The organism is Blastocatellia bacterium (assembly GCA_025055075.1).
Taxonomy (GTDB): domain Bacteria; phylum Acidobacteriota; class Blastocatellia; order HR10; family HR10; genus HR10.
Genome location: JANWYV010000005.1, coordinates 54,466 through 67,793, shown reverse-complemented (window position 1 = coordinate 67,793; position 13,328 = coordinate 54,466). Strand labels below are relative to the sequence as shown.

Annotated in this window: 28 protein-coding genes; all 28 read left to right on the top strand. The window is 62.1% G+C overall.

Annotated features, from left to right (window positions below):
* On the top strand, window positions 1-143 hold a 143-nt coding region (gene tuf / locus NZ746_01895; GenBank protein ID MCS6816112.1), incomplete at its 5' end, for an elongation factor Tu.
* 12 nt (window positions 144-155) lie between these two features.
* Window positions 156-482, top strand: coding sequence for a 30S ribosomal protein S10 (rpsJ, locus tag NZ746_01890; protein ID MCS6816111.1), 327 nt, complete (start codon window positions 156-158; stop codon window positions 480-482).
* The gene (gene rplC, locus NZ746_01885) at window positions 479-1,111 is read left to right on the top strand and encodes a 50S ribosomal protein L3 (GenBank protein ID MCS6816110.1); all 633 of its coding nucleotides are present in this window, start codon (window positions 479-481) and stop codon (window positions 1,109-1,111) included. Before rpsJ ends, rplC begins: the two co-directional genes overlap by 4 nt.
* 13 nt (window positions 1,112-1,124) lie before the next feature.
* On the top strand, window positions 1,125-1,757 hold the full coding sequence (gene rplD, locus NZ746_01880; GenBank protein MCS6816109.1) for a 50S ribosomal protein L4: 633 nt from the start codon (window positions 1,125-1,127) through the stop codon (window positions 1,755-1,757).
* 15 nt (window positions 1,758-1,772) lie between these two features.
* On the top strand, window positions 1,773-2,075 hold the full coding sequence (gene rplW, locus NZ746_01875) for a 50S ribosomal protein L23 (protein ID MCS6816108.1): 303 nt from the start codon (window positions 1,773-1,775) through the stop codon (window positions 2,073-2,075).
* 25 nt (window positions 2,076-2,100) lie between these two features.
* A complete protein-coding gene (gene rplB, locus NZ746_01870; protein ID MCS6816107.1) occupies window positions 2,101-2,919 on the top strand; it encodes a 50S ribosomal protein L2 in 819 nt (272 codons plus the stop codon).
* A gap of 6 nt (window positions 2,920-2,925) precedes the next feature.
* Window positions 2,926-3,219: a 30S ribosomal protein S19 gene (gene rpsS / locus NZ746_01865; GenBank protein MCS6816106.1), complete on the top strand. Its 294-nt coding sequence runs from the start codon at window positions 2,926-2,928 to the stop codon at window positions 3,217-3,219.
* A 13-nt stretch (window positions 3,220-3,232) separates the two neighbouring features.
* Window positions 3,233-3,616, top strand: coding sequence for a 50S ribosomal protein L22 (gene rplV / locus NZ746_01860; GenBank protein ID MCS6816105.1), 384 nt, complete (start codon window positions 3,233-3,235; stop codon window positions 3,614-3,616).
* Between the two features lie 3 nt (window positions 3,617-3,619).
* Window positions 3,620-4,291, top strand: coding sequence for a 30S ribosomal protein S3 (gene rpsC / locus NZ746_01855; protein MCS6816104.1), 672 nt, complete (start codon window positions 3,620-3,622; stop codon window positions 4,289-4,291).
* A gap of 16 nt (window positions 4,292-4,307) precedes the next feature.
* Window positions 4,308-4,736: a 50S ribosomal protein L16 gene (gene rplP / locus NZ746_01850; protein MCS6816103.1), complete on the top strand. Its 429-nt coding sequence runs from the start codon at window positions 4,308-4,310 to the stop codon at window positions 4,734-4,736.
* Window positions 4,733-4,936 (top strand): 50S ribosomal protein L29, encoded by a 204-nt coding sequence (rpmC, locus tag NZ746_01845; GenBank protein MCS6816102.1) that lies wholly within the window; start codon window positions 4,733-4,735, stop codon window positions 4,934-4,936. Before rplP ends, rpmC begins: the two co-directional genes overlap by 4 nt.
* Window positions 4,937-4,999: 63 nt before the next feature.
* Window positions 5,000-5,296, top strand: coding sequence for a 30S ribosomal protein S17 (gene rpsQ, locus NZ746_01840; protein MCS6816101.1), 297 nt, complete (start codon window positions 5,000-5,002; stop codon window positions 5,294-5,296).
* Entirely contained in the window at window positions 5,293-5,661 is a 369-nt protein-coding gene (gene rplN / locus NZ746_01835) for a 50S ribosomal protein L14 (protein MCS6816100.1), read from the top strand. The genes rpsQ and rplN overlap by 4 nt, the downstream gene beginning before the upstream one ends.
* A 2-nt stretch (window positions 5,662-5,663) precedes the next feature.
* A complete protein-coding gene (gene rplX / locus NZ746_01830; protein ID MCS6816099.1) occupies window positions 5,664-6,014 on the top strand; it encodes a 50S ribosomal protein L24 in 351 nt (116 codons plus the stop codon).
* A gap of 35 nt (window positions 6,015-6,049) precedes the next feature.
* Window positions 6,050-6,595, top strand: a complete 546-nt coding sequence (rplE, locus tag NZ746_01825) for a 50S ribosomal protein L5 (protein ID MCS6816098.1) — start codon at window positions 6,050-6,052, stop codon at window positions 6,593-6,595.
* Window positions 6,596-6,599: 4 nt separating this feature from the next.
* The gene (locus NZ746_01820) at window positions 6,600-6,785 is read left to right on the top strand and encodes a type Z 30S ribosomal protein S14 (GenBank protein MCS6816097.1); all 186 of its coding nucleotides are present in this window, start codon (window positions 6,600-6,602) and stop codon (window positions 6,783-6,785) included.
* Between the two features lie 15 nt (window positions 6,786-6,800).
* On the top strand, window positions 6,801-7,196 hold the full coding sequence (gene rpsH, locus NZ746_01815; GenBank protein ID MCS6816096.1) for a 30S ribosomal protein S8: 396 nt from the start codon (window positions 6,801-6,803) through the stop codon (window positions 7,194-7,196).
* 54 nt (window positions 7,197-7,250) lie between these two features.
* Window positions 7,251-7,805 carry a 50S ribosomal protein L6 gene (gene rplF, locus NZ746_01810; protein ID MCS6816095.1) on the top strand — a complete coding sequence of 185 codons (555 nt, stop codon included), beginning with the start codon at window positions 7,251-7,253 and terminating at the stop codon, window positions 7,803-7,805.
* Window positions 7,806-7,815: 10 nt separating this feature from the next.
* The gene (rplR, locus tag NZ746_01805; GenBank protein ID MCS6816094.1) at window positions 7,816-8,190 is read left to right on the top strand and encodes a 50S ribosomal protein L18; all 375 of its coding nucleotides are present in this window, start codon (window positions 7,816-7,818) and stop codon (window positions 8,188-8,190) included.
* A 13-nt stretch (window positions 8,191-8,203) separates the two neighbouring features.
* Window positions 8,204-8,713 (top strand): 30S ribosomal protein S5, encoded by a 510-nt coding sequence (rpsE, locus tag NZ746_01800; GenBank protein ID MCS6816093.1) that lies wholly within the window; start codon window positions 8,204-8,206, stop codon window positions 8,711-8,713.
* A gap of 22 nt (window positions 8,714-8,735) precedes the next feature.
* A complete protein-coding gene (rpmD, locus tag NZ746_01795; protein ID MCS6816092.1) occupies window positions 8,736-8,948 on the top strand; it encodes a 50S ribosomal protein L30 in 213 nt (70 codons plus the stop codon).
* Window positions 8,949-8,976: 28 nt separating this feature from the next.
* Entirely contained in the window at window positions 8,977-9,426 is a 450-nt protein-coding gene (rplO, locus tag NZ746_01790; GenBank protein MCS6816091.1) for a 50S ribosomal protein L15, read from the top strand.
* Between the two features lie 44 nt (window positions 9,427-9,470).
* Window positions 9,471-10,886: a preprotein translocase subunit SecY gene (gene secY, locus NZ746_01785; GenBank protein ID MCS6816090.1), complete on the top strand. Its 1,416-nt coding sequence runs from the start codon at window positions 9,471-9,473 to the stop codon at window positions 10,884-10,886.
* On the top strand, window positions 10,843-11,568 hold the full coding sequence (locus NZ746_01780; protein ID MCS6816089.1) for an adenylate kinase: 726 nt from the start codon (window positions 10,843-10,845) through the stop codon (window positions 11,566-11,568). Before secY ends, NZ746_01780 begins: the two co-directional genes overlap by 44 nt.
* 5 nt (window positions 11,569-11,573) lie before the next feature.
* Window positions 11,574-12,359: a type I methionyl aminopeptidase gene (gene map, locus NZ746_01775; GenBank protein ID MCS6816088.1), complete on the top strand. Its 786-nt coding sequence runs from the start codon at window positions 11,574-11,576 to the stop codon at window positions 12,357-12,359.
* Window positions 12,360-12,389: 30 nt separating this feature from the next.
* A complete protein-coding gene (rpmJ, locus tag NZ746_01770; GenBank protein MCS6816087.1) occupies window positions 12,390-12,503 on the top strand; it encodes a 50S ribosomal protein L36 in 114 nt (37 codons plus the stop codon).
* Window positions 12,504-12,509: 6 nt separating this feature from the next.
* Entirely contained in the window at window positions 12,510-12,893 is a 384-nt protein-coding gene (gene rpsM, locus NZ746_01765) for a 30S ribosomal protein S13 (protein MCS6816086.1), read from the top strand.
* A 14-nt stretch (window positions 12,894-12,907) separates the two neighbouring features.
* On the top strand, window positions 12,908-13,306 hold the full coding sequence (gene rpsK / locus NZ746_01760; protein ID MCS6816085.1) for a 30S ribosomal protein S11: 399 nt from the start codon (window positions 12,908-12,910) through the stop codon (window positions 13,304-13,306).
* Window positions 13,307-13,328: the final 22 nt, after the last annotated feature.

Here is a 13,328-nt window from a genome sequence, read left to right as displayed (position 1 = left end):
TGGAGATGGTGATGCCGGGGGACAATGTGAATTTGGAGGTGGAGCTGATCACCCCCATTGCCCTGGAGCGAGGCTTGCGCTTCGCCATCCGCGAGGGCGGCCGCACCGTCGGCGCCGGCACCATCACCGAAATCGTGGAGTGATCGCGAGGGGTTATGCTGAATGAGAAGATTCGCATTCGGCTGAAAGCGTACGATCACCGCGTGCTCGATCAATCGGCGGCTGAGATCGTGCAGACGGCTCGGCGCACGGGCGCGCGCGTGGCCGGTCCGATCCCGCTGCCGACGGACAAGAGTCGGTTCACGGTCCTGCGCTCGCCGCATGTGGATAAGAAATCGCGCGAGCAATTCGAGATCCGCACGCACAAGCGGTTGATTGACATCCTGAATCCGACGCCGCAGACCATTGACGCGTTGATGCGCCTGGACTTGCCGGCGGGCGTGGACGTGGAGATCAAAGCTTTCGGAAGGGAGCGGTCATGATCACCGGGCTCATCGGGAAGAAGATCGGGATGACGCAGATTTACGAACCGGATGGGACGGCCGTTCCGGTGACGGTCCTCAAGGCCGGGCCCTGTGTCGTCGTTCAGCGGAAGACGACGGCGAAGGATGGGTATGAAGCGGTGCAGCTCGGGTTGGTCGAGGAGCGACCGCCTAAGCGCGTGAATAAGCCCATGCGGGGGCATTTCGAGCGCGCGGGCGTGCCGCCGACACGCATCCTGCGCGAGGTGCGTCTGGCGCCAGGTGGTGAGGACCCTCAAGTGGGTGAGACCGTGTTGGTGAGTGTCTTTCGCGAGGGGGAATTGGTGCACGTCACGGGGACGACAAAGGGGAAAGGATTCGCGGGCTTCGTCAAGCGGCATCGGTTCGCCGGAGGACCGGCCTCGCACGGTTCGATGTTCCATCGCGCGCCGGGGTCAATTGGGGCCTCTAGCTATCCATCGCGCGTGTGGCCGGGTTCTCGCATGGCGGGGCACATGGGGATGCGGCGGCACACAGTGCGGAATCTGCGCATCATGCGCGTTGATCCGGAGAAGCATCTGTTGGTGGTGCGCGGGAGTGTGCCCGGACCCAATGGCGGATATGTGATCATCCGCAAGGCGCAGGTGTGAGGAGGAGCGGATCATGCCGATTGTACCGGTGAGGAATCTGCAAGGAGAGATCGTGGGCGAGATTGCGCTCTCGGAGCGCGTCTTCGCGCGGCCGCTTAATCACGCGTTGATCTGGGAAGCCGTGCGGTGGTTCATGGCGAAGCAGCGAGCGGGGACGGCTTCGACGAAGACGCGGGGCGAGGTCTCCGGCAGCGGGCGCAAGCCGTGGCGGCAAAAGGGGACGGGACGAGCGCGCGTGGGCTCGATTCGCACGCCGCTGTGGCGGCACGGGGGAACGGTGCATGGGCCCAAGCCGCGCGACTACTCCTATGAGCTGCCGAAGAAGGTGCGGCGCGCGGCGCTGGCCGTTGCGCTCTCGGAGCGCTTGCGCGAGGGGAATCTGATCGTCTTCGACGAATTGACTTTGCCCAGCCATAAGACGAAGGAATTAGTGCGAGTGCTCACCGCACTCGGTCTGGCGGAGAAGAAGACGCTGCTTGTGGATTCGTTGGAGAATCGAAACCTCGCGCTCGCCTCGCGGAATCTGCCGCGCGTGAAGCTGACTAGCGGGCACGGGGTGAACATCTACGATGTGCTCTATTATGAGACGATCGCCTTCTCGCAAGCGGCGATCCGAGAGGTGGAGGCGATCCTCTCGCGAAGCTGAGTTGGGGGGAGGAGGATGCGGAACATTTGGGAGATCATCAAAGCGCCAGTCGTGACCGAGAAGGCGTTGCGGCTGAAGGAGCAAGAGGGGAAGCAGGTCTTGGTCTTCAAGGTGGATCGAGCGGCGAATAAGCAGGAGATCAAGCAGGCCGTCGAGCGCATCTTCAAGGTGAAGGTCGAAAAGGTGCGGACGGTGAACTATCGCGGCAAACGGGTCTTTCGCTTCGGGCGGTTGCGCGGGCGGCGAGCGGCGTGGAAGAAGGCGTATGTGACGCTCCGCGCCGGAGAGCGGATCACCGAGTACACGGAGCTGGTCTGATGGGCCGGCCGGAAAGGAGGTCGGGATGGGGATCAAAACAGTCGCACCGGTGAATTCGTCGCGGCGATTTCAGACGTTTTTGACCAAGGAGGAGATCACGGCCGAGGAGCCGTACAAGCCGCTCACGGTCAGCAAGCGGCGAATTCATGGGCGGAACAACGATGGGCATATCACGGTCCGGCATCGCGGTGGGGGCCACAAGCGGCGCTATCGGATCATTGATTTCAAGCGGGACAAGTTTGGCATCCCGGCGCGCGTGGCCACGATCGAGTACGATCCGAATCGGTCGGCGTTCATCGCCTTGCTCCATTATGCGGATGGGGAGAAGCGTTACATTCTGGCGCCGCATGGGTTGAAAGTGGGACAGACGGTCGTCTCCGGCCCCGATGCGGATATCCTCGTGGGGAATGCCCTCCCGCTCAAGAACATCCCGGTCGGGACGACCATTCATAACATCGAGCTGCGGCCGGGCAAAGGGGGACAGCTTGTGCGCAGTGCTGGAAGTGCTGCCCAACTGCTGGCCAAAGAGGGCGACTATGCGCACGTTCGTCTCCCTTCGGGTGAGATCCGCTTGATCCATGTCAACTGCATGGCGACGATCGGACAGGTGAGCAATCTCGATCATGAGAACATCTCGCTGGGGAAGGCGGGACGCAAGCGGTGGCTTGGCATTCGTCCGACGACGCGCGGGATCGCCATGAATCCCATCGATCATCCGCATGGGGGAGGCGAGGGGCGCTCCAAGGGGAACCATCCGCAGACCCCATGGGGGCAACCCACCCTCGGGTACAAGACACGGCGGAATCGGCGCACGGATCGGTTCATCATCCAACGGAGGAAGTAAAGGCCTATGGGACGGTCGCTCAGGAAAGGGCCCTTTGTGGATGATCATCTGCTGGAGAAGATTCGGAAGCTGAACGAGGCGGGGGAGCGAAAGGTCATCAGGACGTGGTCGCGGCGCTCGACAATTATCCCGGAGATGGTCGGGCATACGATCGCCGTGCACAATGGGCGGAAGTTCATTCCCGTCTACATCACCGAGAACATGGTGGGGCATAAGCTCGGGGAGTTCGCGCCGACGCGGACCTTCCGCGGTCATCCGGAGAAGACGTCCAAAGCCGAGAAGACGGCCAAACGGAAATGAAGGGGGAGCGCGTATGGAGGCCAGGGCGGTCGGCAAATTCATTCCGGGCTCGCCGCAGAAGGCGCGCTTGGTGATTGATCTGATTCGGGGCAAGAGCGTCAACGAAGCGCGTTCGATCTTGCTCTTCAGCCCGAAGCGGGCGGCGCGCAAGATCCTGGGCGTGTTGCAATCGGCCATCGCCAATGCCCTGCGCAAGGCCGATGAGCAGAACATCGCCTTGGACGTGGATGATCTCATCGTCTCGGAATGCTACGTCAACTCCGGGCCGACGAAGCACCGCGCGGGATCGCGCCGCTATCGTCCAGCGCCGCGAGGGCGCGCGTATTTGGAACGGCGACGATCGAGCCACATCACGATCGTCGTCGCTACACGAAAGTCAGAAGGAGGGGAGGCGTAAGCTGTGGGACAGAAGGTCCATCCGTATGGATTTCGCCTCGGCTACATCAAGCCGTGGCACTCGGTGTGGTTCGCGAAGAAGGATTACGGGAAGCTGCTGCTTGAGGATTTGAGGCTCAAGCAGGAGCTGAAGCAGCGGTTCAGTGGCGCCGGGGTCTCGCACGTGGACATTGAGCGGGCGGCGAATAAGCTGAAGATCATCATCCACACGGCGCGGCCGGGGATCATCATCGGGCGCAAGGGTGCGGAGATCGATCGGCTGCGAGCCGAGATCGCCGAACGCACGAAGCGTGAGGTGATGATCGCCATTCAAGAGATCGATCGGCCGGAGTTGAGCGCGCAATTGCAGGCAGAGAAGGTCGCCCAGCAGCTGGAGAAACGGGTGGCCTTCCGTCGAGCGATGCGCAAGGCCGTTGAGGACGCCATGCGCTTTGGTGCCAAAGGTATCAAGATTCGCGTCTCGGGGCGGCTCAACGGGGCCGAGATCGCGCGCTCAGAGTGGTATTTGCATGGGCGGCTGCCGCTGCAGACGCTGCGCGCGGACATTGATTATGGCTTCGCCGAGGCCTATACGACCTACGGTGTGATTGGCGTGAAGGTGTGGATCTATCGGGGCGATGTCTTGGATCCGCGGGCGGCGTTGCTGAAGGGAGCGAAGCCCTCGGGGCGGCGATGAGAGGAGGAGCGGGCCTATGTTGATGCCGAGGAAGGTGAAATATCGCAAGCAGCAGCGGGGACGTATGTCGGGGATCGCGACGCGCGGGGCGACGGTCGCCTTCGGGGAATATGGCCTGAAGGCGCTGGAGCCGGCCTGGATCACGGATCGGCAGATCGAAGCGGCGCGTGTGGCGATCACGCGTCATGTCAAGCGAGGAGGGAAGCTCTGGATTCGCATCTTTCCGGACAAGCCGGTGACGCGCAAGCCGCAGGAGTCCCGGATGGGGAAGGGGAAGGGCTCGCCCGAATTCTGGGTGGCGGTGGTCAAGCCCGGACGCATCCTCTTTGAGATCGAAGGGGTCTCCGAAGAGATGGCTCGGGAGGCCTTTCGGCTGGCCGCCGCGAAGCTGCCGATCAAGACGAAATTCGTCACTCGGCGAGAACAAGAGGAGGTCTTGGCATGACGCCCATCGAACGCTTGCGCGAGATGAGCGAGGAGGAATTGCAGGCCCATGAGGCCGCGTTGCGGGAATCGCTCTTTCGGCTGCGCTTCCGGCTGAGCCTGGGCGAGATGGAAGTGCTCAAGACATATCGCCAGACGAAGAAGGAACTCGCTCGCGTCCTGACCATCCGGCGCGAGCGCGAGCTGGGGATTCGGAGATGAGTGAGTATGAGTGGGACGGAGACGACACCAGGGCGGACCAAGCCGCGTGGCCATCGCCATCAGATGGTGGGTATTGTCACCAGCGACAAAATGCAGAAGACGGTCGTCGTGACCGTCGAGCGCCTCATGCGCCATCCGAAGTATGAGCGCGTCGTGAAGCGACGCTCCCGATTCATGGCGCACGATGAGCTGGGAGCGCGCGTCGGCGATAAGGTGCGAATCATGGAGACGCGCCCGCTGTCTCGGCATAAGCGCTGGCGCGTGGTGGAGATCATTCAGCGAGCCGCACGTCGTATGCCGGAGGCCGGACCCAAGGTGGGCGAGGAGATCGGTGAGGTCAAAGGAGGTGAGGGCGTATGATCCAGATGCGCACGATGCTGGAGGTGGCCGACAATTCCGGTGCTAAGAGGATTCAGTGCATCATGCCGGTCGGGGGTGCGACCGGACCGGTCGCCACCCTGGGGGATGTGATCACGGCGACAGTGAAGGAAGCGGCTCCTGATGCGGCCGTCAAGAAGGGGCAGGTCGTGCGCGCCGTGATCGTGCGCACGCGCAAGGAGGTCCGACGCCGCGACGGGACATATATTCGCTTCGACGATAACGCGGCCGTTCTCATCAAACCCGACGGCGAGCCGATCGGGACGCGCGTGTTCGGGCCGGTGGCGCGCGAGTTGCGCGAGAAGAAGTTCATGAAGATCATCAGCCTGGCGCCGGAGGTGATCTGACTATGGCGCACGTCAAGAAGAACGATACGGTCGTCGTGCTGGCCGGCAGCAACATCAAGGAGCGCGATCCCTCTGGACGCATCGTGCTCAAGCGGGCGCGCGTCCTGGAGGTGAAGCCTCGCGAGGGGAAGGTCCTGGTCGAGGGAATGCGGATCGTGAAACGGCACGTGCGCCCGAATCCGCGGCGAGGCATCGCCGGGGGGATCGTCGAGCGAGAGGCCTATATTGACATCTCGAACGTGATGGTCGTCTGTCCGGCCTGCAATCGCCCGACGCGCATTCGCCGAGAGGTGGGCGCCGACGGGCGCAAGACCCGCATTTGCAAACGCTGTGGCGGCGTGATTGATAAGTGAGGGGATGAGCTATGGTCGCGAAAGCGCCCAAATATGTGCCGCGATTGAAACAACGCTATCGCGAGGTCGTCGTGCCTGCGCTCATGAAGGAGTTTGGCTATACGAATCCGATGGCCGTGCCGCGGTTGGAGAAGATCACGATCAACATGGGATTGGGCGAGGCGATTCAAAATCCCAAGGCCTTGGATCGGGCCGTTGAAGAGTTATCCATGATCACGGGACAGCGACCTGTGATCACGAGGGCGAAGAAGTCCATTGCGGCGTTCAAGCTGCGCAAGGGGATGACTATCGGTGCCATGGTGACGCTGCGGGGCGATCGCATGTACGAATTTCTCGATCGGCTCATCAACATCGCGTTGCCGCGCGTGCGCGATTTCCGGGGACTCTCGCCTAGGTCGTTCGACGGACGCGGGAACTACACGATCGGGTTGCGGGATCAACTGGTCTTTCCCGAGGTGGATTTCAACAAGGTGGACAAGGCGCGCGGAATGAACATCTGCATCACGACGACGGCCAAGACGGATGAGGAGGCGCGGGCGTTGCTCGCGCTTCTGGGCATGCCGTTCCGCACGGGAGCATGAGGATATGGCGCGAAAAAGTCAGTTTGCCAAGATGGTGAAGGAGCCGAAATTCAAGGTCCGCTATCGGAATCGATGCCGGCGTTGCGGACGGGCGCGGGGCTATTACCGGAAGTTCATGCTGTGCCGACTGTGCTTCCGTCAGTTGGCCCTGGAGGGACACATCCCGGGCGTCATCAAAGCGAGTTGGTGAGGAGGACAACGGGCTATGATGACCGATCCGATTGCGGATATGCTGACGCGCCTCCGAAACGCCGTGCGGGCGCGCCATCCCCGCGTGGATGTGCCCGCTTCGAAGATGAAAGTGGAGATCGCCCGCATCTTGAAAGAGGAGGGGTACATCAGCAACTACAAGATCATGAGCGAGGGCGCCAAGAAGGTTTTGCGCCTCTATTTGAAGTACGGGCCGGAAGGGGAGACGCCGATCCTGAACGTGGAGCGGGTCTCTCGACCGGGACGACGCGTTTACGTGGGGGCGAAGGAGATCCCCCGCGTCTTGGGCGGATTGGGAATCGCCATCCTCAGCACGCCCAAGGGCATCATGACCGGGCGCGACGCGCGGCGTCAGAATGTCGGGGGAGAGGTCTTGTGCTATGTCTATTGAGGAGCCGAGGGCGAAGGGCGAAAGCTCGGCGCTTGAGAAGGAGGTGATTGAGAGATGTCGCGCATTGGACGGAAGCCGATTCCCGTTCCGGCGGGAGTGACGGTGGCGATCGCGCCGACGCATCTGGAGATCACCGGACCGAAAGGGACGCTTCGGACTCCGGTGCCGCCCGGCGTTCGCTTCCGTCTGCAAGACGGGATGCTTGTGGCTGAGCGCGAGGATGAGGAGGCGAAAGCCCTGCACGGACTGGCCCGTGCGCTGGCGGCTAACGCTGTACGAGGGGTCACCGAAGGCTACACGAAGGAGCTGGACATCGTCGGGATCGGGTATAAAGCGGAGGTGCAGGGACGGCGGATCATCTTCTCGCTCGGCTATTCGCACCCGATCGAGTTCCCCATCCCGGACGGCATTGACGTGAAGGTCGAGCGGCGCACGAAGCCGATCTCGGAATATCAGATGACGCTCATCGTCTCCGGAATTGATAAGCAACTGGTCGGGCAGATCGCGGCGAACATTCGGAGCTTGCGGCGACCGGATGCCTACAAGGGCAAGGGCATTCGGTACGCCGATGAAGTGCTGCGGTTGAAGCCCGGCAAGACTGGGAAGTGATCGGGGCGCTATGATCAAGAAGAAGACGCGACAACAGCGACGTCTGGCCGTTCACAAGCGGATTCGCAAGCGGGTGCGAGGGACGGCCGAGCGACCTCGCTTGGCTGTGTTCCGAAGCCTGCGGCACATCTATGCGCAGCTCATTGACGACGAGCGCGGGATCACATTGGCGGCGGCTTCTACGCTTGATCGCGCGCTGCGCGCCAATGGGCGTCCGCGATATGGAGGGAACATCGCTGCGGCGCGTGAAGTCGGGAAACTGATCGCCGCGCGCGCTTTGGAGCGGGGCATCACGCGAGTCGTCTTCGATCGCGGAGGCTATCGTTATCACGGGCGTGTGAAGGCACTGGCGGAAGCAGCGCGCGAAGCGGGCTTGGAATTCTAAGAGGGGGCATGGTATGGTGACGGCGAAGCGAGAGATCATCTCACCCGAGGGGTTGGCGCTGAAGGAATACGTCGTCTCGGTCAAGCGCGTGGCGAAGGTCGTCAAAGGAGGGAAGAACCTCTCCTTCAGCGCTCTGGTCGTCGTCGGCAATCAGGAGGGGATCGTGGGGTTCGGCCTGGGGAAGGCACGGGAGGTTCCCGCCGCGATCAAGAAGGGGATCGAAGCGGCGAAGAAGAATCTCATCCGCATTCCCCTGAAGGGGACGACGATCCCCCATCCGGTGATCGGGCATTTCGGAGCGGGGAAGGTGCTCCTGCGCCCGGCGGCCGAAGGGACGGGCGTGATCGCTGGTGGTCCCGTGCGAGCCATCATGCAGGCAGCGGGCGTGCGCGACGTGCTCACGAAATCCATTGGCTCGAACAATCCGCATAATGTCGTGCGAGCGACCTTCGCCGGACTCAAATTGCTGCGCAGCGCTGAAGAGGTCGCCCGCTTGCGCGGAAAAGCGGTCGCCGAATTGTGAGCGCGCTTCCGGAGGCAGGCCTATGGGTGAGGAGAAGAAGCCGACCAAGATGATTCGGATTCAGTATTACCGAAGCGTCATCGGGCATCCGAAGAAGCACAAGATCATTGTGCGGAGCCTCGGCCTGACCAAGCTCAATCAAATCGTCGAGCGCCCGGATCATCCGGCCATTCGCGGCATGGTGGCGAAGGTTCCGCATCTTGTGCGCATCTTGGAGGACGAACCGAAGGCGTAAGGTCTTCGAGGGGAGAAGCGCTATGGCTCTGGGATTGCACAATCTGAAGGCGCCGGCTGGAGCGGTGCATCGGCCCAAGCGCGTTGGGCGCGGTCCCGGCTCTGGTCACGGCAAGACCGCCACGCGCGGGCACAAAGGGCAGAAGTCGCGTTCGGGCTTCTCCATGCGACCGGGATTTGAGGGCGGTCAGATGCCCTTCATCCGCCGACTCCCCAAGCGGGGATTCACCAATGAGTTCAAGAAGGAATGGGCCGAGGTGAACTTGGACGTCCTAGAGGCGAGGTTCGAGGCAGGGGCGGAAGTCACGCCAAAGGTCCTACACGAACGCGGCATCGTCAAGAAGATTGGCGACGGTGTGGTCATCCTCGGGCGCGGCGAGTTGACGAAGCCTTTGCGCGTCGTGGCCCATCGGTTCAGTGCTTCGGCGCGAGAGAAGATCCTCGCTGCCGGAGGAAGCGTGGAGGTGATCCCCCGATAGCCGGAGGGCGCTTCGGCGTCGGGCTGTGAGCCGCGGGAGGGAATATGCTGCTGGAGAATTTCGTCAAAACCTTCCGCAACATCTTCATCGTCCCCGATCTGCGCAAGCGCCTGCTTTACACCCTCGCCATGCTCGTCGTCTACCGGACGGGTTCTGTGATCCTCACGCCTGGGATCGACCGCGTCGTCCTCGACCGAGTGTGGCGCGATGTGGCGAGCAATCTGCTCGGCGTCTTGGATCTCTTCACCGGCGGGAATCTGCGCGTCGTCTCGATCTTCGCGCTCGGGGTGACGCCCTATATCACGGCCTCGATCATCATGCAGCTCATGACAGTCGTCTCCGAACGGGTGAAGCAGATCCAACAGGAGGGGGAACTCGGGCGTCGCAAGATCAATCAATACACGCGCTATCTGACCGTCCTGTTGTGCTTGATCCAATCCACCGGGATCGCCTACTGGCTCACGCAGCAACCGGATCTGGTGACGGGCATGAGTGCGCGGGTGTTCATCCCGTTGGCCGCGCTGACGTGGACGACGGGGACGATCTTCATCATGTGGATTGGCGAGCAGATCACCGAGCGCGGGGTGGGGAATGGGATCTCGCTCATCATCTTCGCGGGGATCGTCATCGGATTGCCGGAAGCGCTGAGGCAGATCTGGGAGCGCATCGAGCGAGCGGATCCGTTGACGACGCTGGGGATCTTGCTCATGCTCGTCGCAGGGGTGCTGATCGTCGCCGCCGTCGTCTTCGTGGAACGCGGGCAACGGAAAATCCCCATCAGTTACGCGCGTCGGGTCGTCGGTCAGCGCGTGCTCGGCGGACAGATGACGCATCTGCCCCTGCGGGTGAATATGGGGGGAGTGATCCCGGTCATCTTCGCCGTCTCAGTCCTCTCCTTCCCTCAGACGATCGCTCAGTTCACGGATTGGGCATGGTTGCAACGCCATGTGCAGAATTTCAATCGCGCGGGACATCCGTTCTATGATCTCGTCTTCGTGATCGCCATCATCTTCTTCAGCTTCTTCTACGTCTCGATCATCTTCAACACGGATGAAGTCGCTGAGAACTTGCGCAAGCATGGGGGATTCATCCCGGGCATCCGGCCGGGCAAGCGCACATCGGAGTACCTGAATGAGATCCTAACTCGGTTGACGGCGGTGGGATCGCTCTATCTGGCGATCATCTGCTTGATCCCGCAGTTCATCCTGACGGGGTTCAAGGTACAGGAGATTCCGTGGATCGGCCCCTGGCTCTCGAATGTCCTCGCGAATACGCCGGGGCTCAGTTGGATTCAAGACGGCTTGGGCTTTCAGTTCTATTTTGGAGGCACGTCGCTGCTAATCGTCGTCGGCGTGGCCATGGATACGATCGCGCAGATTGAGTCGCAGCTCATCATGCGCCATTACGATGGCTTCCTTGGCCCGAAGGGACGGCGTCTGCGCGGCCGGCGCATCGGATAAGGACCGACAGGTGGGCGTGATCATCGTCCTCATGGGGATGCCGGGAGCGGGCAAGGGCACGCAAGCGCGACTTTTGGCGGAGCGATTCGGATGGCCGAAGATCTCCACTGGCGACATCTTGCGGGAGATCGCCGAGACGGAGACGGAGTTGGGCCGGATCGTGCGCGAGACGCAGAAGGCCGGCCAGTTGGTGAGCGACGAGATCCTGGCCGAGATCCTGCGCGAGCGCACGGCGCAGGCGGATTGCCAGAGGGGATATGTGCTCGACGGATATCCTCGGACGGCGGCGCAAGCAGCGTTCCTTGAAGAGTTGGCGAACGCGCAGGGCAAGCGCGTGCTCGTCATCAATATCGCCGTCTCGCGGGAGTCCCTGACGCGGCGTTTGGCTGGGCGGCGCTCCTGCCCGCAATGCGGCGAGATTTACAACCTCTGGCTCAAGCCGCCGCGGGAGGACGAGCAGTGCGATCGGTGCCGGGTGCCGCTTGTGCAGCGGGCCGATGACGTTCCGGAGGCGATCGAGAAACGCTACGATGTCTATCGGGAGAAGACGGCGCCGTTGCTGGAATACTACCGGCAGCGCGGAGCCTTCTTCGAGGTGGATGGTGAGCGCTCGATCGAAGAGATCTTCGAGCAGATCGAGGCGATCGTGAGAAGAGAGATCAATGCTGACGATCCCTGCTGAAGCCTATGGTGGTGTGCCGGACCAAAGAAGAGATCGAGAAGATTCGACGAGCCGGGCGCATCGTCGCTGAGGTCTTGCGCGATTTGCGCGAGATGGCGCAACCGGGCGTGACCACGCGCGAGTTGGATCGCTATGCCGAAGCAAAGATTCGCGCGCGAGGGGGCATCCCGACGTTCAAAGGGTATCGAGGATTCCCCGCTTCGATTTGCACCTCGATCAACGAGGAGGTCGTGCACGGCATCCCTTCGGATCGAAAATTGCAAGAGGGCGACATCGTGGGGATTGACTGCGGGGTGACGCTCGATGGCTATGTCGCGGACGCGGCGATCACGGTCCCCGTCGGGGAGGTCTCCGAGGAGCTTCAGCGCTTGGTGCGGGTGACCGAAGAAGCGCTCTTTCGGGCGATCGCGCAAGCGCGCGTGGGGAATCGGCTCTACGACATCTCCTATGCTGTGCAATCCTACGCCGAAGCGCATGGATATTCGGTCGTGCGTGATTTCTGCGGGCATGGCATCGGGCGCCAAATGCACGAGGACCCGCAGGTGCCCAATTTCGGCACGCCGGGACGCGGATTGCGCCTGCGCGCGGGATTGGTGCTGGCCATTGAACCGATGCTCAACATGGGGACGCACGAAGTGGAGATCGCCGATGATGGCTGGACCGTGCGGACGGTGGATCGGAAACCCTCGGCGCACTTCGAGCATACGATCGCCATCACCGAGCGTGGACCAGTCATCCTGACGGTACTCGACTCGACGCCTCTTGGCGAAAGCTCTTCTGATGTGTTATAGTTTGCGACTTGCGCCATGGAGGGGAGCGCCATGAAGGTCAGAGCCTCCGTCAAACGGATTTGCGATCGTTGTCGCATCATCCGCCGCAAGGGGGTGGTGCGCGTCATCTGTACGAATCCGAAGCATAAGCAACGGCAGGGGTGAGGGAGTATGGCACGAATCGCGGGCGTTGAGATCCCGCCCAACAAGCGCGTCCTGATTGGATTGACCTATATCTTCGGCATCGGACGTTCGCGCTCGGCGCGCATCTTGCAGGAGGCGGGGGTGAATCCGGATAAAAAAGTGCGCGATCTGACCGACGAGGAGATCGCGCGCATCCGTCAGATCATTGATCAGGAGGGGAACATCGAGGGCGATCTGCGGAAGAAGATTCAGATGGACATCCGCCGCCTCATCGAAATTGGCTGCTATCGGGGGTTGCGCCACCGCTTGGGGCTTCCCGTGCGGGGGCAACGAACGCACACGAACGCCCGTACGCGGAAGGGGCCGCGGCGGGCCACCGTGCCGAAGAAGAAGGCACCCGGGAAGAAGTGACGAGGTGAAGGCCTATGGCGAAGGCGGGCAAGCGAAGAGGGGCGAAGAAAAAAGAGAAGCGGATCGTGCCGCACGGCATCGTGCACATCAAGTCCACGTTCAATAACACGATCGTGACGGTGACTGATCTGGAGGGGAACACGCTCGTGTGGGCGAGTGGAGGAACGCTGGGCTTCAAGGGTTCGCGCAAGGGGACGCCCTTTGCGGCGCAGCAGGCGGCCCTCCGCGCGGCGACGATGGCGCGCGAGCAGTGCGGGATGCGAAGTTGCGAGGTCTGGGTGAAGGGACCGGGATCAGGGCGCGAATCGGCCATTCGCGCCGTACATTCAGCCGGGTTGGAGATCAAAGTCATTCGAGATGTCACGCCGATCCCCCACAACGGATGCCGTCCGCCGAAACGGCGGCGCGTTTGAGATGTGGGGATATTCCGAGGCG